A 20,848-nucleotide genomic window follows, 5' to 3' on the forward strand; every position below is an offset into this window, starting at 1 on the left:
CCTAGGGTGGCCGCGTGCAGGTCCGGGTGCTCGGCGACGTCGAGGTGGAGCTCGCGGGGAGGCTCGCCGACCTCGGCGGGCCCAAGCCACGCGCCCTGCTGGCACTCCTGGTGGCTGCCGCCGGTCGGCCGGTCCACGTCGAGCTGCTCATCGACCAGATCTGGGGGGAGGAGCCGCCCGCCCGTGTCGAGGCGTCCCTGCAGTCCTACGTCGCTCGCCTGCGCCGCTCGCTCGAGCCCGACCGTGCGCCCGGGGCACCCGCCGCCCGGCTACGGACGCACGCAGCCGGCTACTCCCTGGCCGTCGACGAGCAGAGCGTCGACGCGCGTCGCTTCACCACGTTGCTGCGAGAGGCGCGCGAGGCGGACGCCGAGCGCGCGGAGGTCCTGCTGACCGACGCACTCGGGCTGTGGCGAGGGGATGCGTACGCCGGTCTGGACACACCGTCGCTGCGTGCGGAGGCGACGCGGCTGGAGGAGCTGCGTGGCGGAGCACTGGCCCGGCTGTGGGAGCTGCGCCTGGGACGCGGTGAGCACGACGTGGCCGTTCCCGAGCTCGAGCGCCTGGTCGGGTCGAACCCGCTGCAGGAGCGGCTCTGGTGGCTCCTCGCACTCGCGCTCTACCGCTCGCAGCGCCAGGGCGACGCGCTCGCCACGCTGCGTCGTGCGCGCGAGCACCTCGCCGACGAGCTCGGCGTCGACCCGGGCCCCGAGCTGCGCCGGCTCGAGGAGCAGGTGCTGCGTCAGGACCCTGCGCTCGACGTGGCGCTCCTCGCCGCCCCGCGGGCGCCGACCCTCCCGTCACCGGTCGTGGACGCGGCACCCGCCGGCGCCGACGACGACCCCCTGCTCGGCCGCGACGACGCCGTGGCCGCCGTGGTCCCGGCCCTGACGAGCGCAGCTGCCGGTCGGGGTCGCGTCGTCGTCGTCAGCGGCGAGCCGGGGATCGGCAAGACGCGGCTGGCCGAGGCGGTGGCCGACCTCGCTGAGGAGCGCGGGTTCCGCGTCGGGCGCGGTCGGTGGGACGCCGAGGGGTCGCCGCCGCTGCACGCCTGGTCGCGTGCGCTCGCGCAGGCGCTGGGTCCGGAGTCCGTGGGCGAGGTGCTCGGTCCCGCGGACGGAGGCGGCGACGCGGCGTCGGTCAGCTTCCGCCAGGCCGACGGGGTGCTGGACGCGCTGCGTCGTGCCACGCCCGTGCTGCTCGTGCTGGACGACCTCCACTGGGCCGAGGCGGAGAGCCTGCGCCTGCTGCGCCGGGTCGCCGGCGGTCTCGGGGACGTGCCCGCGGTGCTCGTCGTCACGTCACGGGTCGCCCCCGCCGACGTCGGCGAGGCGCTGGCCGAGGCACTCGGCGTGCTGGCCCGTCTCGATCCGGTGCGGGTCGACCTCGGTGGCCTGGGGGTCGACGCCGTGGCTGCCTGGGCGAGCCGCCGCTCGGGCCGGACGGTGACCGACGACGTCGCGGCCCTGCTCCGCAGCCGCACCGACGGCAACCCGTTCTACCTGACCGAGCTGGTCCGCTTCCTGGTCAGCGAGGGGGCGCTCGGCGACCCCCACGCGCCCGCGTGGCGCGCCGTGCCTGGTGGGGTCCGCGACGTCGTACGCCAGCGCTCGCGCCAGCTGCCGGCGAGCGCGGTCGACGTGCTCGGCGCGGCGGCAGTGGCAGGTCGGAGCTTCGACGTCGCCGTGCTCGACCTCCTCACCGGCGACGCCGCGAGCGTGGCCGAGGCGATCGAGGGTGCCCAGGTGCTCGGGCTGGTCGACGAGGAGGGCCCTGGTCGCTACCGGTTCACCCACGCCCTCGTGCGCGACGCCCTCGACGAGGCGCTGCCGGCGCCGGTGCGCGCCCGGCTCCACGCGCAGGTCGCCGCCGCCCTCGAGCAGGTGTGGGCGGGCCGGGTGGGCGAGGTCGCGGCCGACCTCGCCGAGCACTACCGGCTCGCCGGGCCCGCGCACGCGCGGTCCGGCTGGGTCCTCGCCCGGCGTGCGGCTGCCGAGAGCGTGAAGGCGTCGGCGTACGACGAGGCGCTCCGCCTGACCACGCTGGCCACCGAGCTGCAGGCGATGGACCCGACGGCCGAACCGATCGAGCGCGAGGACGTCCTCGTCGCCCACGCGCGCGCCCTGGTCCGTACCTCCCGCGCGGTCCATTCCTGGCCACCCGTGGAGCAGGCCGCCCGCTCCGCCCTCGAGCGGGGCGATGCCCGGGCAGCGGCGGACGCCCTGCTCTCCGTCACCGAGGGCGTGGTCTGGGGCTGGCGCGTCGCCCCGGAGTACGACGACGACGCGATCGCGCTGTGGCGCACGGTCCGCGACCTCCTGCCCGACGAGGACGTGCTGACCCGGGCGCACCTCACGGCCGCGCTCGCCGCCGAGCACCTCCACAAGCCGGGCGCGGTCGAGGAGTCGACCAGGCTGGCCGACGAGGCGATCGCGGCGGTGCGGCGCTCCGGCCACCGGGGTCAGCGCGAGCTCACCGTGCTGCGACTGGCACAGCGGGCGCTGCTGCGCCCCGAGCTCCTCCACCACCGGATGCCGCTGTCCGACGAGATCGTCGAGCTCGCCGCCAGGGTGGGCCAACCCCTCGACCACGCCGTCGCGCTGTCCACCCGGGCCCAGGACCGCGCCGAGCTGGGCCGGCTCGCCGATGCCCGCTCCGACGTCGTGCGCGCCCACGAGATCGCCGAGCAGCACCACCTCCCCTCCAACCTGATGGTCACCGGCTGGTGCCTCGCGCTCCGGGCCCAGCTCGACGGGCGCTACGACGACGCCGCACGGATGATCCAGGACGGTGAGGCGTTGCAGGCGACGATCGCCGAGTCCGGCAACGGCATCGGGCTGTGCCAGCTCGTGCAGCTGCGTGACCGGCAGGGCCGCCTGGCCGAGCTGGAGCCGATGTTGCGGGGGCTCCGGGGGTTCCACCCTGCCCTGCGCGAGGGGCACGCGCTCGCCCTGGCTCGCGCCGGTCGTCTCGACGAGCTCCGCACGCTGCTCGGGAGCTGGCGCGAGCAGCCCGAGCTGGTCCGGGACTACCTGTGGCTCTACCTGACCCCCCTGCGCGCCGAGGTGTGGGCACTCCTGGGCGACCGCGAGGCGGCGCGGGACCTCCACGACGCACTGGCGCCGTACGCCGACCGGCTGGCGATCGCGGTCCCGGTCGGGTTCCACGGCAGCATGCGCCTGACGCTGGGTCGGCTGGCTGCCGTGCTGGGCGACACCGACGCCGCCCGGACGCACCTGCGCGAGGCACGCCGGGTCCACCACGAGCTCGGTCTGCCGGTCTGGGTGGCGCGGACGGAGGCCGAGCTCGCCCGGCTCTGACGACGCCGGCTCAGGGCGTGGTGGTGCCGTGCACCGCCAGCGCGTGGCGGCGGAACGCCCGGCGCGTCAGCTTCGGCAGCAGCCAGCGGACGGGGCCGGGCGCGTCGCCGATCATCGTGGCGAACACCTCCGGGTCGCCGTCGTGCTGGAACATGCCGAGCGCCAGCAGGCCGCCCTTGCGCGGGGCCTCGCGCCGGGCCACCTCTCCCATGTGGTCCCACTCGGCCTGCGTCAGGCAGCGGGCGGCGAGGGGGAGGAGTCGCTGCTCCTCGGCGTCGAGGTGCTCGACGAGGTGGACGTAGAGCGTGTCGAACAGGTCGGCCAGGCGCGCGCCGGTGGCTGCGTCGGCGGTGTCCGTCCAGCCCGGGAGGAGGCTGCTGATCTCCTCGATGAGGCCGTCGACGCGCTCGTGCTGCGACTCCATCAGGTGGACGATCGGAGCGAGCTCCTCGGGCACCCTCTCGAGCAGCAGCGGCCACAGCACCCGGTCCTCGACGGTGTGGTGGTGGTGCAGGGCTCGCGAGAGGAAGTCGAGGTGGTCGCCGACGACCCGGGACCGGGTGGTGTCGCCGTCGGCCACGCCGCGCAGGAGCCCGCCGGCCAGGCGGTGCTCGCGGCGGAAGAAGGTGTGGAGGGTGTTCATGACGCGGGTGTCGGTCAGTGGTCCGGCGGTCGTGCTCACGGTGTGCTCCTGGTGCGCGCGGCGCCCGGCGGGTCCGGGCGGCTCGTGGACCACCGTGCGTCGCCCCCCTTGCAACCCGCTTGGACACCGGTTGCACCAGCCGTCACCGCCGAATCCCCGCCTGCTGGGACCGCTGGGTAGAGTTACGGATCGTGCCTGCCATCATCGACAAGCTCCTCCGCATCGGCGAGGGCAAGATCATCCGTGAGCTCGAAGCCGTCTCCAAGGCCGTCAACGCCATCGAGGACGACTTCGTCAAGATGACCGACGACGAGCTCCGCGGGATGACCGACGAGTTCCGCCAGCGGCTCGCCAACGGGGAGACCCTCGACGACCTCATGCCGGAGGCGTTCGCCACGGTCCGCGAGGCCTCCAAGCGGGTCCTGGGCATGCGCCCCTTCGACGTGCAGATCATGGGCGCCGCCGCGCTGCACCTCGGCAACATCGCCGAGATGAAGACCGGTGAGGGCAAGACCCTCGTCGCGGTGCTGCCGTCCTACCTCAACGCCCTCGAGGGCAAGGGCGTCCACGTCGTCACCGTCAACGACTACCTCGCCAAGTTCCAGTCCGAGCAGATGGGCCGCGTGCACCACTTCCTCGGCCTGACCACCGGCGTGATCCTGCCGTCGATGCGCCCGGCGGAGCGGCGCGAGGCGTACGCCTGCGACATCACCTACGGCACCAACAACGAGCTCGGCTTCGACTACCTGCGCGACAACATGGCCGACTCCGTCGCCGAGTGCGTGCAGCGCGGCCACAACTTCGCCATCGTCGACGAGGTCGACTCGATCCTCATCGACGAGGCCCGGACCCCGCTCATCATCAGCGGACCGACCCAGGACGAGGTCAAGTGGTACGCCGAGTTCGCCAAGATCACGCGGACCCTGGTCAGGGAGACCGACTACGAGGTCGACGAGAAGAAGCGCACGATCTCGGTGCTCGAGCCGGGCATCACCAAGGTCGAGGACCACCTCGGCATCGAGAACCTCTACGACTCGGTCAACACCCCGCTGATCTCCTTCCTCAACAACTCCATCAAGGCCAAGGAGCTGTTCCGCAAGGACAAGGAGTACGTCGTCATGGACGGCGAGGTGCTCATCGTCGACGAGCACACCGGTCGCATCCTCGCCGGGCGTCGCTACAACGACGGCCTGCACCAGGCGATCGAGGCGAAGGAGGGCGTGACCGTCCGCGAGGAGTACCAGACCCTCGCCACGATCACCCTCCAGAACTACTTCCGCCTCTACGACAAGCTCTCCGGCATGACCGGCACGGCCATGACCGAGGCCTCCGAGTTCGACAAGATCTACAAGCTCGGCGTGGTCCCGATCCCGACCAACCGGCCGATGCAGCGCGTCGACAACGTCGACCTCGTCTACCGCACCGAGGAGGCGAAGTACGAGGCGGTCGCCGACGACATCGCCGAGCGCCACGAGAAGGGCCAGCCGATCCTCATCGGCACCGTGTCGGTGGAGAAGTCCGAGTACCTCTCCAACCTGCTCAAGAAGCGCGGCATCCCGCACACCGTCCTCAACGCCAAGCAGCACGCCGACGAGGCCAAGGTCGTCGCCCTCGCGGGCCACAAGGGCGCGGTCACCGTCGCCACCAACATGGCCGGTCGAGGCACCGACATCATGCTCGGCGGATCTGTCGACTTCCTCGCCGACCAGGAGCTGCGCAAGCAGGGCCTCGACCCGGTCGAGGCGCCGGAGGAGTACGACGCCGCCTGGCCGGCGATGGTCGAGCGCATCAAGGCGCAGGTCGCGGCCGAGCACGACGAGGTCCGCGAGCTCGGCGGCCTCTACGTCGTCGGCACCGAGCGCCACGAGTCGCGCCGCATCGACAACCAGCTGCGCGGTCGTTCGGGCCGTCAGGGCGACCCGGGTGAGTCCCGGTTCTACCTGTCGCTGCAGGACGAGATGATGCGCCTGTTCAAGTCGGAGTGGGTCGACCGCATCCTGACGGTCCTCAAGGTGCCCGACGACGTGCCGATCGACGCCAAGCGGGTCAGCAACGCCATCGCCGGCGCCCAGGCCAACATCGAGTCGCAGAACTTCGAGTCGCGCAAGAACGTCCTCAAGTACGACGACGTGATGAGCCGCCAGCGCGAGGTGATCTACGCCGAGCGCCGCCGTGTGCTCGAGGGCGCCGACCTCGGCGAGCAGATCCGGGGCTTCCTCGACGACGTGGTCGCGGGCTACGTCCGCGGTGCGACCGAGGGCTACGCCGAGGACTGGGACCTCGACGGCCTGTTCACCGCGCTCAACCAGCTCTACCCGGTCGGCCTCACCAAGGAGGGCGTCGTCAAGGAGGCCGGCGGCATCGAGGGCCTCACCCGCGAGAAGCTCATCGAGGACCTGCAGCGCGACGTCCAGGAGGCGTACGACCGCCGCGAGGACGAGATGGGCGAGGAGGTCCAGCGCGAGCTCGAGCGTCGCGTCGTGCTGTCGGTGCTCGACCGCAAGTGGCGCGAGCACCTCTACGAGATGGACTACCTCCGCGAGGGCATCTACCTCCGCGCCTACTCCCAGCGCGACCCGCTCGTCGAGTACCAGCGCGAGGGCTTCGACATGTTCGCCGCGATGATGGACGGCATCAAGGAGGAGTCGGTCGGCTTCCTGTTCAACCTCCAGGTCGAGGTCGAGGAGGAGGTCGACGAGGGCGACCAGGCCGAGGAGGTCATGGCCGCCGCCGCGCCCCAGGTGTCCGCCGCGACCCCGCAGATCGACTTCGCCCAGGCGCAGGCCCACGCTCCGACGATCAGGGCCAAGGGCCTCGACCGCCCCAACCGGCCGCAGAACCTGTCCTACAGCGCGCCCTCGGAGGATGGCGAGGCCGAGGTGCACGCCGCTCCGGCGGCCGAGGACGACCCGTTCGCCGGCGTCGGTCGCAACTCGCTGTGCCCCTGCGGCTCCGGCCAGAAGTTCAAGCGCTGCCACGGTGCTCCGGGCGGTGCCACCGGGCGCGCCACCCTGGGTGGCTGATCCTCAGCCGGTTCAGCCGGCTCAGCCGATCTGCAGGGCGACGCACTGCCAGCGCTCGCGCACGATCTCGAAGCGGGCGGCGACCGCCCGCGAGCGCCTGCCGTAGCGCACGTGCGCGCTCGCCTCGACCGCGTCGCTGCGGATCAGGGCGGTGCGTACGCCCACCACGACCGGCCGGGTCGGGTTGGGGCCGCGCACCTGGCCCGGTGACGAGCCGCTGGCGCCCGCCACCGTGCGTGCCCGGACCGTGAGCTCCTCGTAGACCTCGGGGACGGCGTGCCGGAGCACCTGGCTGACCGGCCGGTCCCCGGCGCCGATCTCGACGACCGCCTGCAGGAACCGGCCGACGAAGGCGTCGACGTGCTCGCGGGCGGCGACCTCCAGGGCGACCAGGTCGCTGGCGCGCGCGCTGCGCAGGCGCGGTCGCGGGGGAGCCGTGCGAGGTGTCAGGTCGAGCGCGAGCGACCCCTGGACGCTGGCCAGCGGGGCTCGCGGTCGCAGGAGGACGACGTCGGACTCGGCGGTGTCGGGTGTGCTCATCATCGTGCTCCGTCCTCGTCGGTGCGCGTGCGCGGGTGGGTGCCGGGGAGGCGCAGCGCCTGCCCGGGGTGGATCAGGTCGGGATCTGCGCCGACCACGTCGCGGTTGGCGGCCCAGATCGCTCGCCAGCGGAGCTCGACGTCGTCGCCGTCGGCGGGGTGGGCCTGCGCGATCGACCAGAGCGAGTCGCCGGGGCGCACGACGTAGCGCTCCCCGCTCCCGACGTCCCGGAGCGACACCGTCGCCGTCCGGGCGCGCGGCTCGGGGGAGCGGGTGACGGGGGCGACGGCCCGCTCCGGGAGGGACAGCCCGACGAGGTGCTCGGCGTCGCCTCGTCCGCCGTCGGCATGTGCGGGGACCGCAGTCCCCGCGACGACCGCCGCACCGCAGGCCAGCATCACCAGCCGACGGGTCGTTCCGGCACCGGTCGGGGTCGCTCCCGCCAGGACCTGCACCACGGTGGCCGAGGTGACCAGCCACAGCCACCCCAGGGCCACGGCCAGGACGGTCGCGCAGCCGGCGACCAGCGCGTCTGTGACCGGGTCACCCGCCGGTGCGTCGGCGCCGGCGGTTCGCCAGGCGGCGGGCACCGTACGCCCTGCCGCCAGCGCGGCGACCGTCACGGCCAGCCAGACCGTCACCGGTCGAACGACCGATGTTCTCTTCCCCCGAGACATCCGCATCCTTTCGTTTGCGTGTGTTTGCATCATTCAACGGAGGTTTGATGGTGGTGTCAAAGGTCTCTCCACAGGCGGGAGGGACACTCGCTCCTCGGCCGCGCGGCCACTCGACCTCGCTCGCCACGTCGCGAGCGACGCAGTCGATCGCGACTAGGCTCGCGACATGTCCTGGGAGCACGACCTGTTCGCCCTGTTCGACGACCTCGAGGGCCAGGCCGCCGCTGCCTGGGAGGCCGACCGGGAGGCCGAGCTCGCCGACCGGGCACGCACCGAGTACGGCGCCGTCACTCTCGCCAGCCGCCTGATGGCCTCCCGCGGGCACGACGTGGCGCTCGACCTCCCGCACGTCGGTCGCGTGGAGGGACGGCTGGTCAGGGTGGGGGAGGAGTGGTGCCTGCTCAGCGGCACGCGGCAGGAGTGGATCGTCCCACTCCGTGCGGTGGCCGCGGTGCGCGGCGCCAGCGAGCGCTCGGTGCCCGAGGTGGCGTGGTCGCCGATCGACCGCCTCGGCCTGCGTGCCGCGCTACGGCGCCTGGCCGACGCGGGGGCCCGGTGCCTCCTGCACCTGGCCGACGGCGCGCGCCACGAGGCGTACGTCCACCGCGTCGGCGCCGACTTCCTCGAGGCGCGGGACCCCGCAGGCAGCGCGCTGCTGGTGCCGTACGCCGGCCTGGTCGCGGTGCAGAGTCGCGAGGACTAGCTCGGGCCGGGTCCGCCGCGCGTGCGCGGGACGGGCGGACCGGGGAGGGTCAGGTGGCCTCGACGTCGTAGGGCGGGACCTGGCCCTCGGGCAGTGTGGCCTTCCGCGCGGCCTTGGCCTGCTCGCGGTCGACCTCGGCCATCGCCTCGGTGATGTGCTTGCGCACGATCGTGCGGGGGTCGAGGTCGCGGAGCTGCAGGTCGGAGTACTCCGGGCCGAGCTCGCTGCGCAGCTCGTCACGCGCGTTGTGGGCCAGGCCGCGGGCACGGTGGAGCAGCTGGGCGGCCTGGCGGGCGAGGTCGGGGAGCCTGTCGGGGCCGAGCACGACGACAGCGACCAGGGCGATCACGGCCAGCTCGAGGAGCCCGACGTCGAACATGCCTCAGAACCTACTGCCTCGCCGCGAGCCGCGGTCAGAACCTGCTGGAGGGGGTGAGGCCGAGCTGCATGCCGGCCAGGCCTCGGCCCCGTCCCGACAGGGACTCCGCGATCCGGGTGAGCTCGCGGGCCGCCGGGGCGGCCGGGTCGGCCTCGACGATCGGCTTGCCGACGTCGCCGCCCTCGCGCAGGGAGATGTCGAGGGGGATCTGCGCCAGCACGGGCACGTCGTAGCCGAACCGCTCGGACAGGGTGCGCGCCACGCGCTCGCCGCCGCCGGTGCCGAAGATCTCGAGCCGGTGGTCGTCCTCGGCGGGGCAGTGCGGGCACGGGAGGTAGCTCATGTTCTCCACGACGCCGACGACGCGCTGGTGCATCATCGAGGCCATCGTGCCGGCCCGCTCGGCCACCTCGGCCGCGGCCTCCTGCGGGGTGGTGACGACGATGACCTCGGCGCTCGGCAGGTGCTGGCCCAGCGAGATCGCGACGTCGCCCGTGCCAGGGGGGAGGTCGAGCAGGAGCGCGTCGAGGTCACCCCAGTAGACGTCGGCGAGCATCTGGACGAGCGCCCGGTCGAGCATCGGGCCGCGCCAGGCCACGACCTGGTCGCGCCGCGGCTTGAGCATCCCGATCGAGATCACCGAGACGCCGCTCGGCGTCGGCACCGGCATGATGAGGTCGTCGACCTGGGTGGGGCGGGTGTCGGCCACGCCGAGCATCGCGGGCACCGAGTGGCCGTAGATGTCGGCGTCGACGATGCCGACCTTGAGGCCCTGCCCGGCGAGCGCGAGGGCGAGGTTGACGGTCACCGACGACTTGCCCACGCCACCCTTGCCGCTGGCGATCGCGTAGACTTTGGTCAGCGAGCCGGGCTGGGCGAAGGGGATCTCGCGCTGGGCACGGCCGTCGCTGAGGATCTCCTTGAGGCCGGCGCGCTGCTCGGCCGTCATCACGCCGAGGGTGAGGTCGACCGAGGCGACGCCCGGGACCTTGGTGACGGCCGCGGTGACGTCACGGTTGATGGTGTCCTTGAGCGGGCACCCGGCCACCGTGAGCAGCACGTGGACCGCGACCGAGCCGTCCTCGGCGACCTCGACCGAGTCCACCATCCCCAGCTCCGTGATCGGGCGCTTGATCTCCGGGTCGTCGACGGTCGCCAGGGCGTCCATGACCTGCTGCTGCGTGGGGGTGCTCATGATGGAGAAGTCTACGAGCCACCCCGCGAGGTCACGTCTCCCGGCTCGTCCTCCGGTCCGCGGCGGGACAGGTCCTCGATGTCGCCCATCAGGCCGCGCAGCTCGGAGCGGAGGAAGTCGCGGGTGGCGACCTCGCCGACCGCCATCCGCAGCGACGCGACCTCGCGGGCCAGGAACTCCATGTCGGCGTGGGCGCGCGCGTTGGCCTGCCGGTCCTGCTCGGCGATGACCTTGTCGCGCTGCTCCTGGCGGTTCTGGGCGAGCAGGATCAGCGGCGCGGCGTACGACGCCTGGAGGCTGAGCATGAGCGTCAGGAAGATGAAGGGGAACTCGTCGAAGCGCAGGTCGCCCGGCGCGAGCGTGTTCCAGGTCATCCAGGCGATGACGAAGAGCGTCATCCACATGAGGAACCGGGCCGTGCCCATGAACCGGGCGAACTGCTCGGCGAAGGAGCCGAACGCGTCGGCGTCGTAGGCCGGTCGCCGCACGAGCGAGCGGCGGGTGTCGCGCGGCGTGTCCAGCCGGCTGCGGCGGTTGTCGCTCATCGCGCACCCCCGGTGATGGGACCGGGCCGCGGGGCACGGTCGCGCCAGCCCTCGGGCAGCATGTGGTCGAGCAGGTCGTCGACGGTGACCGCGCCGATGAGCCGGCCCTCGTCGTCGACCACCGGCGCTGCGACCAGGTTGTAGGTGGCCAGGTGTGCGGCGACCTCGTCCATCGAGGCGTCGGGCCGCAGCGGGTCCATCGACTCGTCGAGCGCGGCCGCGACCAGGGTCGACGGAGGCTCGCGCAGCAGCCGCTGGATGTGGGCGGCGCCCAGCAGGCGGCCGGTGGGGGTCTCCAGCGGCTGGCGGCACACGTAGACCAGCGCCGCGAGGGACGGGGTGAGCTCCGGGTTGCGCACGTGGGCCAGCGCATCGGCGATCGTGGCGTCGGGGGAGAGGATGACCGGCTCGGGCGTCATCATGGCGCCCGCCGTGTTGTCGTCGTAGGACATCAGCCGCCGGACGTCCTCGGCCTCGTCGGGCTCCATGAGGCCCAGCAGCGTGGCGGCCGTCTCTGGGTTCAGGTCGGCGATGAGGTCGGCTGCGTCGTCCGCGGACATCTCCTCCAGCACGTCGGCGGCGCGCTCGGAGTCGAGGTGCTCGAGGATCTCGACCTGGTCCTCGTCGGGCAGCTCCTCCAGCACGTCGGCGAGGCGCTCGTCGTCGAGGGCGGCGACGACGGCCGTACGCCGCTCCGGGGGGAGGTCGTGGATCATGTTGGCCGCGTCGGCGGGGCGCATGTCGTTGAGCGCGGCGATGAGGTGGGTGGCTCCCTGCATCGGCTCGGGCCGGGTCAGGCCGGTGACGTCGCGCCACTCCACGACGTGGGTCTGGCCGCGTCGCCGGAAGCCCTTGCTCGGCTCCTGGATCGCCACCCGGGACAGCACCCAGTCGCGGTTGCGGGCCTGCTCCATCGCCACGTCGTAGACCACGCCGGTGACGCCGCCCTCCTTGGCGGAGTCCTTGATGGTCACCGTGCGGTCGAGCATCTGGCCCATCACCAGCGTCTCGGTCGAGCGTTGCACGAACCGGCGCATGTTGAGCAGGCCGGTGGTGTGCACCTGGCCGCTGTCGATGTTGGTGATCCGGGTCATCGGCACGAAGATCCGGCGGCGTCCGAAGACCTCGGCGACCATGCCGAGCACGCGCGGCTGGCTCGTCTCGGTGCGGATCGCGACGACCAGGTCGCGCACCTTGGCCACCTGGTCGCCCTGGGGGTCGAAGATCGGCAGCCCGACGAGCCGGGCCACGAAGACGCGGGTCGGCGTGGTGCTCACGGCCGCAACGTTAGCGTGCCGGTAGCCTCCAGGAGCACGTCCGAACCGCGTCTGCGGCCGGACGTCTGGTGTACTCTGTCGTCGCACGAGTCACTTCTGTCACATCGACCGGGTCCGTGCCGATGCGTCCACGACGCGTTGGGGGGCGCGGTCGAGTCACCTCGACGCCGCCACTTCCCCGACGACTGTGAGGCCCGCATGTCCGGCACCACCGCCCCTCCGCGCCCGTCCCGCCCCTCCACGAGCGGGCTGCGCCGCGTGTGCGCCGTCGGCGTGACGCTCGCCGCGGCACTCGTCCTCGCCCCGGCCGCGCCCGACGCGTCCGGAGGCGCCGCCGAGGCCGCCCCGGCTGCCGCTCCGGTCGCGGCCAGGGCTGCCGACACGACCCAGACGACCCCGGCCACGTCGTTCCGGGTGGCGAACTTCAACGTCCTCGGCGCCGACCACACCGCGCCCGGCGGCAACCGCAAGGGCTGGGACTCGGGCGTCGTACGCATGGACCGGGTCGTGACGCTGCTGAAGGACAAGGGTCCCGACGTGGTCGGCTTCCAGGAGTTCCAGCCGCCGCAGGCCACCCGCTTCCAGCAGCTGATGGGCACGTCGTGGCAGACCTACCCGGGCCTCAACAACCCGGCCGGTCCGTCGGTCAACTCGATCGGGTGGAGCACCGCGGTGTGGACGCTCGTCGAGGCCCGCACCATCCCGATCCCCTACTTCGACGGCGTGCCGAGCCGGATGCCGGCCGTCCTGCTGCAGAACAACGGCACGGGCCGTCGGGTGTGGTTCTTCAACACCCACAACCCGGCCGACACCCGCGGCCCGGCCCAGCAGTGGCGCGACGCCGGCTTCGCCATGGAGGTGGCGCTCGCCAACGAGCTGCGCGCGGCCTACCCCGGGGTGCCCTTCATCTCCCTCGGCGACAAGAACGAGCGCGGCAGCGACTACTACTGCGTCGTCGCCCCCGGCGCCGACATGTGGTCCGCGAGCGGCGGCTACGTCGACGGCTCCACCTGCCAGCCCCCGGCCGGCGGTGCGATCGACTGGATCATGGGCACCAAGGACGTGTACTTCAACAGCTACACCCGCGTGTGGAACGACTTCGTCTCCAAGACCAGCGACCACCCGCTCTACTACGCCAACGTCGTCATCCCGGCCTCGGCGCCGGTCGGCGTCGACCACGCGGTGGTCGTCGCGGTCCCGGGCCTGACCTCGACCGTCGTGCGCGGCTCGAGCGCGCCCGGTGAGGCGGCCCGGATGCGCGCCAACGGTGCGTCGACGACCAACGCCCGGACGGTCACCGAGAGCACCGAGGCGGACGCGAACCTGTTCTCGCTGCTGAGCGGCCGGCGGGTCTTCCCCAAGCGCGGCGGTCACGGCGTGGGCTCCGAGAAGTCGCTGCCCGGCACCGTGCACAGCTCGGCGGGGCAGTACGTCTCCAGCATCTTCGACCTCGCCCACAACCTGTCCAACCGCACGATGTTCGTCTCCAGCCGCCAGGCGACCCAGCTCGTCCTGCGCAGCTACAACCGCAAGACCGGCGGCAAGGACCCCTACGGGATCGACGACGGCACCGCGAAGATCGACTCGTTCAAGATCAAGAAGGACGACTCCACCGCGGTCGGCCTGTGGCGCGACAAGATCGCCAAGCGGCCCGCCCGCCTCAGCGTGATCGAGCTGTCCGGCGTCCTCGACGAGGGTCTCGACGGCGGCTTCCGCGGCCCGGCCTACCAGAAGGCGGTCCGCAAGGCCTTCCAGCGCGTCGCCGCGATCCGGCGCAGCATCTCCAAGCAGCCGGAGATGGCGGGCCGTACGCTCCTCGTGGTCACCGGCACCGGCGGTGCGCAGAAGACCAAGGGGTCCTCGCGCACCTGGGCGCAGAGCTACCGCGTGCCGATGTGGGTGACGGGGCCCGGCGTCCCGGCCGACAGCGACCTCTACACGCTCAACCCGGCGTTCTCCTCGCCCGGCAAGCAGCAGATGGGCTACTCCGGTGCCCAGCCGATCCGCGTGGGCGACCTCACCAACCTGGTGACGCGCACGCTGGGCCTGCCGCCGGTGCCCGGGTCGACCATGGACCCCGAGCAGCGCTTCCAGGTCTTCGACCCGCTCCTGGTGCCGGGCTCCTGATCGTCGCGACCTGACCGATCGGTTGGTGCGGGGTGCGGGCGCCCGGTTAGGCTGGCCCCCTCTCGAGCCGCCCATGCCCCGCCACGGGCCTGTGGAGCCGTCCGCCCGCGGCCTTCGGCTCACCTCCCGCAGAAGGTGGCCGTGAAGCACAAGCACCCCTCGACCACGAGCGGCCCGCGCCGGCCGCGCGTGGAGCTGTGGGCGCCTGCGCTGGTGCTGGTCGTGATCGCTGCCGTCGTGTGGGCGTCGTTCTTCTCCGACACCGCCGTCAAGGACACCGCGAGCGACCGTGCGGGCGAGGCGCGGCAGGCGGAGGCGGCTGCGACGGCCGGCGGTGCCGACCCGGACGTGGGGGAGGGCGGCGGCTCCCGCGGCGGCTCCCGGGGCTCGTCCAGCGACGGCGCGGAGCCCGAGCACCCCGAGCCCGACGAGCTCGAGGAGTCCGTACGCCGCTTCCGCGCCGCGCAGCGCAAGCTCGCCGCCCGCGTCTCCCAGCAGCTCGCCCGGCGTACCCAGCCCTTCGAGTTCCGGGTGGCGACCTACAACGTGCTCGGCGACTCGCACACCGGCCCGGGTGGCAACAAGCCGGGGTTCCCCGACGCCGGCCCGCGCATGGACATGACGATCGCGGACCTGCGTGCCAACGGCATCGACGTGGTCGGCTTCCAGGAGTTCGAGCAGAGCCAGTTCGCCATGTTCTCCTCCCGTGCCGGCGAGTACTCGCTCTACCCGGGGATGTCGCTGGGCAACAAGTCGGTCCGGTTCAACATCGCCTGGCGCTCGAGCGTGTGGCGCCTGGTCGAGGGGCGCAGCCTGTCCATCCCGTACGCCGGCGGCAACCGCATCGCGATGCCGGTCGTGCTGCTGGAGTCGATCAGCACCGGGCGCAAGGCCTGGTTCGCCAACTTCCACAACCCCGCCGACACCCCCAGCCTCGGCAACAACTCCCGCTGGCGGGCCGAGGCGGCCAGCATCGAGGTCTCCTACCTGACCGAGCTCCACCAGTCGACGGGCCACCCGGTCATCGCCACCGGCGACTACAACGAGCGCGAGGAGATCTTCTGCCGGTTCACCGCGGGCGGGGTCTTCAGCGCCGCCGCGGGCGGGAGCTCCGCGGGCGGCTGCGCACCGCCGCCGCAGATGCAGGTCGACTGGATCTTCGGCTCGACCGGTGTCGCCTTCGCCGACTACGCCGTCATGGACACCGGTGTGGCCTCCGACCACGCGATGGTCCACTCCACCGCCACCCTGACCGGGGACGAGTAGCCGCCGGGGCCGGGCCCGAGCCTCTCGTTATACTCCGCCGCGTGAGGTCCCTGAGCCAGTTGCGGCGTCCCGGCGCGCTGGACGTCCTCGAGATCGACGCCACCGGCCTCCTGGTCGGGGCCAGCCGCGAGCGTCTGGTCGACGTCGCCTTCGACGGCCGGCGCATCTGGTCGTTCTGGCTGCTGCGCGACGGCGAGCAGGGCGACGACGGCGTACGCCTGCGCTGGCCCAAGCCGCTGCGCCCCTTCCTCGACGGGGTCACCGAGGTGACGCTGACCGACCCGGGCACCGACACCGTGCTGTTCTCGCGCACCGTGCAGTTCGGCGAGCGACCCGACCGCATCGACGTCGTCAACGCCGCCGGCCGCCCCCTGGCCCTCGACAAGTCGCTCAAGCTCGTGGAGACCTTCGACACGCGCGACGCCGCCCAGGTCGAGCCCCTGCTCGACGCCATCGACGAGGTGCTCGGAGCGCTGCGCCAGGTCGGCCTCGACGCCTTCCTCGCCTACGGCACCGCGCTGGGCGCGATCCGCGACGGCGGCCTGATCGGCCACGACAGCGACGCCGACCTCGGCTACGTCAGCACCTACGACCACCCGGTCGACGTCATCCGCGAGTCCTTCCGCATCCAGCGCGCGCTCACCGACATGGGCTACCGCGTCACCCGCTACTCCGCCATCGCGCTCAAGGTCCACGTCGAGGAGAGCGACGGCCTCGACCGTGGCCTCGACGTGTTCGGCGGCTTCATGCGCGACGGCACCCTCTACCTCATGGGCGAGATCGCCGTCCCGTTCGAGCGCGACTGGATCTACCCCCTCGGCACCGCGTCGCTCGAGGGCCGTGAGTTCCCGGTGCCGGCCAACGCCGACAAGTTCCTCACCGCGACCTACGGCCCCCACTGGCGCGTGCCCGACCCGGCCTACAAGTTCACCACCCCCGCGAGCACGATCGAGCTCTTCAACGGCTGGTTCCGCGGGATGCGTACGGGTCGCGCGGGCTGGCACGGCTACCACAAGCGCACCGCGCACCAGGAGCCCACGGTGTCCGCCGTGGCCAGGCAGGTCGCCGAGCGCCACCCGGACCTCGCGACCTACGTCGACATCGGGTGCGGTCGCGGCGCCGACGTCGCCTGGTTCGCCGACCGGGGCGTCTCCGCGGTCGGGCTGGACTTCCAGCCCTTCGCCTACGAGGCCGAGGCGCAGCGCCGGGCCGACGACCCGCGCGTGACCTTCCAGCTCTTCAACCTCCTCGAGCTGCGCCACGTCCTCGCCGTCCCGGCGTGGATCGCCCGGATGCCCGGGCCGCGCGCCGTGGGCTGCGTCCACGTCGTCGAGCGGCTCGGCCACCGCGGCCGGATGAACCTGCTCCGCTCCTCGCGGATGGTGCTGGCGGGGACGACCGGCGCCCTGCACCTGCAGTTCCTCAGCGAGAAGGGCCGCGACGGCTACGCTCGCCGCACGGGCGCCCGCAAGCCCCTCGACCCCGCGGTCGTCCTCGCCGAGGTGGCGGAGTCCGGCGGCCGGGTGCTCGAGGACGTCCGCACGCGGGTCTCCTCCGACCCGGGGAGCTCGCAGGTGTGCCGCATGATCATCGACTGGAACGCGTGAGGTGGGAGCAGACATGTTCGGACTCGGCAACCGGTGGGCGAACCGGCACGGCGCCGCAGGCGGCGACCTCGAGAAGCGGGTCGCCGCGCTCGAGGCGGCCGTCCAGGAGAACCGCGCCCTCAACGTCCGCCTGGCCGAGCTCACCGACGTGGTGACCGAGCTGCTGCTGCCGGTCGCGGCGCGGGACGAGGAGAGGCTGGAGGAGCTGCTCGGGAAGTACCGCGGGGACTTCTCTTGAGCCCAGGCTCACGGCACACCGGCGGACCGCGCCGGGTGTTCCTCCACATCGGTCTGCCCAAGACCGGGACGACCTACCTCCAGCAGGTCGTGTGGAGCAACCGCGACCGGCTGCGCAAGGCCGGGGTGTTCCTGCCGGGGTTCGGCCACCGCGAGCACCTCTGGGCCGCGCTGGACCTCCAGGAGCGGCCCCGTCTCGCCAAGCGGCACCCGGACGCGCCGGGGGCATGGCAGCGGCTCGTCGACGAGGGGTCGGCGCAGTCGGGGGACGTGCTGATCACCCACGAGTTCCTCTGCGGGGCCTCCGCCGAGCAGGCCGCACGCGCGATCGCCGGCTTCCCCGACGCCGAGGTGCACCTCGTCGTCACCGCCCGCGACGCCGCCAGCGTGGTCTCCGCCGGCTGGCAGGAGTCGGTCAAGAACGGCGGCACGGTGGACCTCGACGCGGTCATGGCCGGCGCGTCCGCCGGCGGGCCGGAGTTCAGCATGCGCACCTGGGACCTCGCGGGCGTCCTCGAGCGGTGGACCCCCGACCTCCCCAGCGAGCGGGTGCACGTGCTCGTGATGCCGGGTGCCGGCGAGGCGAGGGACCTGCACTGGCGCCACTTCGCCGAGGTGCTCGGCCTCGACCCCGACGCGTACGCCGCTCCCGAGGACGCCGTGAACCCGGCGCTGGGGATCGTGCAGATCGAGACCCTGCGCCTGGTCAACCAGCACCTGCCGCGCTACTCGGCGCAGGAGCGGGGGGTGTGGATCCGCGGCTACCTCGCCGAGGACCTGCTGGCCCGCCAGCCCCGCGAGCGCGGCGGGATGCCGGAGCAGTACCGCGCCCGCTTCGCCGAGCTCGACCGGGCGGCCGCCGACCTGATCACCGAGCGCGGGTTCCACGTCCTCGGGGACCTCTCCCGCCTGGCGGGGGAGGAGGCCGTACGGGGCGCCGGGCGCGTGCCCGACACGGTCACCCACGAGGAGCTTCTCGAATCGGCTGCCCGACTCGTCGCTGATATCGTGGCCGACGTCCGCGCGAGCACAGGTGATGTGCCGCCACGCCGTCGGGGGAATCTCTGATCCGGGCACCGCCGGGTGCCACGTAGGAGTTGTTGTGCGTTCCAAGTCCATTGCCCTTCTCGCCGCCCTCGGGCTGGCCGTCTCGCTGGCCGCGCCGGCTTCTGCCGCCACCGTCGCGGGTGCTGCGCCCGCCACCGGCACGGTCGCGACCACGTCGGCGGAACCCGCGACGGCGCTGTCCGCGCGCAGGCCGGGCAAGCCCAACAAGAGGTGGAAGGTCCCCGTCGGGCCGAAGTTCAACAACCCGATGGTCCCCAAGGACCGCTTCGTCATCGAGCGCCACGTCCTGCGGGCGATCCGCAACACGCCCAAGGGCGAGAAGATCACCATCTCCGCCTACTCCCTCGACCGGCAGGTCTTCGCCGACGAGCTGATCCGCGCCAAGCGTCGCGGCGTGAAGGTGCAGGTCCTGCTCAACGACCACCTGGTGCCCAACGCCCAGGTGCGGATCCAGCGCGTGCTCGGCAACAAGGTCAAGAAGTCCAGCTTCCTGCGTCGCTGCGTCTCGGGCTGCCGTGCCGACGAGAACGAGTACAACAACCTGCACAGCAAGTTCTACCTGTTCAGCCGCACCGGCCGGAACCGCAACGTGGTCATGCTGGGCTCCTACAACATGACCCTCAACGCCGTGCGCTGGCAGTGGAACGACCTCTGGACCACGGTGGGCAAGAAGACCCTCTACAACGAGTTCCAGACGCTCTTCCGGGACATGAAGCCCGACTGGGACAAGCGACGTGCCACCTACAACTTCTGCGAGAACGGTCGCGACTGCCCCAACGGCGACATGCAGAAGTACCACACCATCGTCTTCCCCAAGTACACGACGCCGACCGACGACGCAGTGCTCGACATCCTCAACAACATCTCGTGCGCCTACACCGACGCGGCCGGCGTGCAGCGGCGCACCCAGCTCGCCCTGTCGATGCACACGATGCGCGGCAGGCGCGGCGACTACATCGCCGACAAGCTGCGCGAGCTCTATGCGGCGGGCTGCAACCTGCGCGTCAACTACGGGCTGATGGGCTTCCACACCAAGCAGCGCATCGGCGCGCCCACGGCCCGCGGCCGCGTGCCGCTGCGCTCGACCGGGTTCAACCTCAAGGACGACGTCCCGACCGGCGACCCCGAGATCGACAACATGCCCGAGAACATCGAGCGCTACACGCACCACAAGTACTTCGTGCTGCGCGGCATGTACAAGGGCGTCGACAGCCGCATGGTGTGGACCGGCTCCACCAACTGGTCCAGCCTCGGCACCCCGCAGGACGAGATCCTCTTCGCGATGCACGGCCGCGGCGTGGTCGGCGACTACATGAAGAACTTCAACCTGATGTGGCGCAAGCCCTACAGCCGCGACGCCTACACCACGACCTACTCGGAGTGGAAGATGGTCAACGGCCGTCGCGTCGGCACCGACCCGGTCGTCACGGTCGAGCCCGACGGCCTCCGCGGGGCCGGCCCCACCTGGGAGAACGACTGAGCGGTGGCGCTCAGCCCTCCTGCTCGCCGGCGTCGTCGGCCGGCAGGAGGGACTCGGCGAGGCCGCGCACGGTCTCGAGGTCGGGACCCTGGAGCACGACCGTGCTCCCCTTGAGGTCGTAGGCCAGCACGGTCGCGCCGTCGTGGTCCCACGCGGACCACGGGCCGGTGCCCCAGTCGGTGAGGTCGACGTCGTCGACGGGGGTGAGACCGGACATCTTCCCCAAGGCCTCGTCGGCGGTGCCGGGCATCTGGTCGAGGACGACGTCGCCGGTCGGTGCGGTGAACTCCATGTGCCACCACTGGGGGTCGGGCTGGTAGCCGCCGCCGACGGTCGTCCAGCCGTCGGGCAGGACGCTGGGCACCATCGTGATCAGGTTGTCGCTGGTGGCGCGCAGCGCGGCGCGCTCGTACGACTCCTTGACGGCAGGCTCGTCGCCGAAGTCGATCGGCGCCACAGGCGTCGCCGTCGGGGTCTCCGAGGGGCTCTCCGAGGGCGACTCCGAGCTCGTCCCCCCGGACGGGTCGACCCCGGTGTCGGGGGTGTCGGCGTCGTTCCCGCACGCTGCGGCGAGCAGGACGAGAGAGGCACCGAGGGCTGGTCCGATCGCACGGGTGAGTCGCATGCACTCCACTCTCTCACGCAGCCGACGCCGACCGCGGGTGCGAGACGCGCGCGTGTGACAACAGTCTCGGACGACGCCCCTGCCCAGGTGAACGTCCGATAACTAGACTCCGAGCGATCCAGCCGCGAGCGCACAG

Annotated in this window: 17 protein-coding genes; 9 read left to right on the forward strand and 8 right to left on the reverse strand. The window is 72.4% G+C overall.

Features of this window, described 5'->3' with window-relative positions; all coding sequences use genetic code 11:
- The first annotated feature begins 14 nt into the window (after positions 1-14).
- Positions 15-3,320, forward strand: coding sequence for an ATP-binding protein (locus IEZ24_RS09135; RefSeq protein ID WP_129455477.1), 3,306 nt, complete (start codon positions 15-17; stop codon positions 3,318-3,320).
- Positions 3,321-3,330: 10 nt separating this feature from the next.
- Here the strand turns inward: IEZ24_RS09135 and IEZ24_RS09140 are convergent, their stop codons facing one another.
- Positions 3,331-4,002: a hemerythrin domain-containing protein gene (locus IEZ24_RS09140; RefSeq protein ID WP_129455478.1), complete on the reverse strand. Its 672-nt coding sequence runs from the start codon at positions 4,000-4,002 to the stop codon at positions 3,331-3,333.
- Between the two features lie 152 nt (positions 4,003-4,154).
- Here IEZ24_RS09140 and secA point away from each other — a divergent pair, with 152 nt between their 5' ends.
- Positions 4,155-6,986: a preprotein translocase subunit SecA gene (gene secA, locus IEZ24_RS09145; RefSeq protein ID WP_129455479.1), complete on the forward strand. Its 2,832-nt coding sequence runs from the start codon at positions 4,155-4,157 to the stop codon at positions 6,984-6,986.
- 21 nt (positions 6,987-7,007) lie between these two features.
- Here the strand turns inward: secA and IEZ24_RS09150 are convergent, their stop codons facing one another.
- Both IEZ24_RS09150 and IEZ24_RS22315 read right to left on the reverse strand, forming a co-directional pair.
- Complete coding sequence (locus tag IEZ24_RS09150; protein ID WP_129455480.1) at positions 7,008-7,526, reverse strand: Rv3235 family protein; 519 nt, start codon at positions 7,524-7,526, stop codon at positions 7,008-7,010.
- Positions 7,526-8,167 (reverse strand): LysM peptidoglycan-binding domain-containing protein, encoded by a 642-nt coding sequence (locus IEZ24_RS22315; protein WP_275938085.1) that lies wholly within the window; start codon positions 8,165-8,167, stop codon positions 7,526-7,528. Before IEZ24_RS22315 ends, IEZ24_RS09150 begins: the two co-directional genes overlap by 1 nt.
- Positions 8,168-8,369: 202 nt before the next feature.
- On the opposite strand from IEZ24_RS22315, the gene IEZ24_RS09160 reads away from it, so the two are divergent.
- Complete coding sequence (locus IEZ24_RS09160; protein ID WP_129455482.1) at positions 8,370-8,906, forward strand: hypothetical protein; 537 nt, start codon at positions 8,370-8,372, stop codon at positions 8,904-8,906.
- A gap of 49 nt (positions 8,907-8,955) precedes the next feature.
- Here IEZ24_RS09160 and IEZ24_RS09165 read toward each other — a convergent pair whose 3' ends face one another.
- From IEZ24_RS09165 to IEZ24_RS09180, 4 genes are read right to left on the reverse strand one after another with little or no spacing between them, the layout of a single operon-like run.
- The gene (locus IEZ24_RS09165) at positions 8,956-9,285 is read right to left on the reverse strand and encodes a sec-independent translocase (protein ID WP_129455483.1); all 330 of its coding nucleotides are present in this window, start codon (positions 9,283-9,285) and stop codon (positions 8,956-8,958) included.
- A gap of 34 nt (positions 9,286-9,319) precedes the next feature.
- Entirely contained in the window at positions 9,320-10,480 is a 1,161-nt protein-coding gene (locus IEZ24_RS09170; protein WP_129455484.1) for an Mrp/NBP35 family ATP-binding protein, read from the reverse strand.
- An 11-nt stretch (positions 10,481-10,491) separates the two neighbouring features.
- Positions 10,492-11,025: a DUF1003 domain-containing protein gene (locus tag IEZ24_RS09175; protein WP_129455485.1), complete on the reverse strand. Its 534-nt coding sequence runs from the start codon at positions 11,023-11,025 to the stop codon at positions 10,492-10,494.
- The gene (locus IEZ24_RS09180; protein WP_129455486.1) at positions 11,022-12,302 is read right to left on the reverse strand and encodes a magnesium transporter MgtE N-terminal domain-containing protein; all 1,281 of its coding nucleotides are present in this window, start codon (positions 12,300-12,302) and stop codon (positions 11,022-11,024) included. Before IEZ24_RS09180 ends, IEZ24_RS09175 begins: the two co-directional genes overlap by 4 nt.
- Positions 12,303-12,500: 198 nt before the next feature.
- Here IEZ24_RS09180 and IEZ24_RS09185 point away from each other — a divergent pair, with 198 nt between their 5' ends.
- The 6 genes from IEZ24_RS09185 to IEZ24_RS09210 all read left to right on the forward strand — a co-directional run bounded on the left by IEZ24_RS09185 (position 12,501) and on the right by IEZ24_RS09210 (position 20,087).
- Positions 12,501-14,429: an endonuclease/exonuclease/phosphatase family protein gene (locus tag IEZ24_RS09185; RefSeq protein ID WP_129455487.1), complete on the forward strand. Its 1,929-nt coding sequence runs from the start codon at positions 12,501-12,503 to the stop codon at positions 14,427-14,429.
- Between the two features lie 141 nt (positions 14,430-14,570).
- Positions 14,571-15,695, forward strand: a complete 1,125-nt coding sequence (locus IEZ24_RS09190) for an endonuclease/exonuclease/phosphatase family protein (protein ID WP_129455488.1) — start codon at positions 14,571-14,573, stop codon at positions 15,693-15,695.
- Positions 15,696-15,736: 41 nt separating this feature from the next.
- Positions 15,737-17,302 carry a methyltransferase domain-containing protein gene (locus IEZ24_RS09195; RefSeq protein ID WP_129455489.1) on the forward strand — a complete coding sequence of 522 codons (1,566 nt, stop codon included), beginning with the start codon at positions 15,737-15,739 and terminating at the stop codon, positions 17,300-17,302.
- Positions 17,303-17,315: 13 nt separating this feature from the next.
- Positions 17,316-17,540, forward strand: a complete 225-nt coding sequence (locus IEZ24_RS09200; protein WP_129455490.1) for a DUF6752 domain-containing protein — start codon at positions 17,316-17,318, stop codon at positions 17,538-17,540.
- 35 nt (positions 17,541-17,575) lie between these two features.
- On the forward strand, positions 17,576-18,607 hold the full coding sequence (locus IEZ24_RS09205; RefSeq protein WP_129455491.1) for a hypothetical protein: 1,032 nt from the start codon (positions 17,576-17,578) through the stop codon (positions 18,605-18,607).
- A gap of 34 nt (positions 18,608-18,641) precedes the next feature.
- On the forward strand, positions 18,642-20,087 hold the full coding sequence (locus IEZ24_RS09210; protein ID WP_165356094.1) for a phospholipase D-like domain-containing protein: 1,446 nt from the start codon (positions 18,642-18,644) through the stop codon (positions 20,085-20,087).
- Positions 20,088-20,097: 10 nt separating this feature from the next.
- Here the strand turns inward: IEZ24_RS09210 and IEZ24_RS09215 are convergent, their stop codons facing one another.
- The gene (locus IEZ24_RS09215) at positions 20,098-20,712 is read right to left on the reverse strand and encodes a hypothetical protein (protein WP_129455493.1); all 615 of its coding nucleotides are present in this window, start codon (positions 20,710-20,712) and stop codon (positions 20,098-20,100) included.
- Between the last annotated feature and the right edge of the window lie 136 nt (positions 20,713-20,848).

The sequence above is a fragment of the Nocardioides ganghwensis genome, from assembly GCF_014779655.1.
Lineage (GTDB): Bacteria > Actinomycetota > Actinomycetes > Propionibacteriales > Nocardioidaceae > Nocardioides > Nocardioides ganghwensis.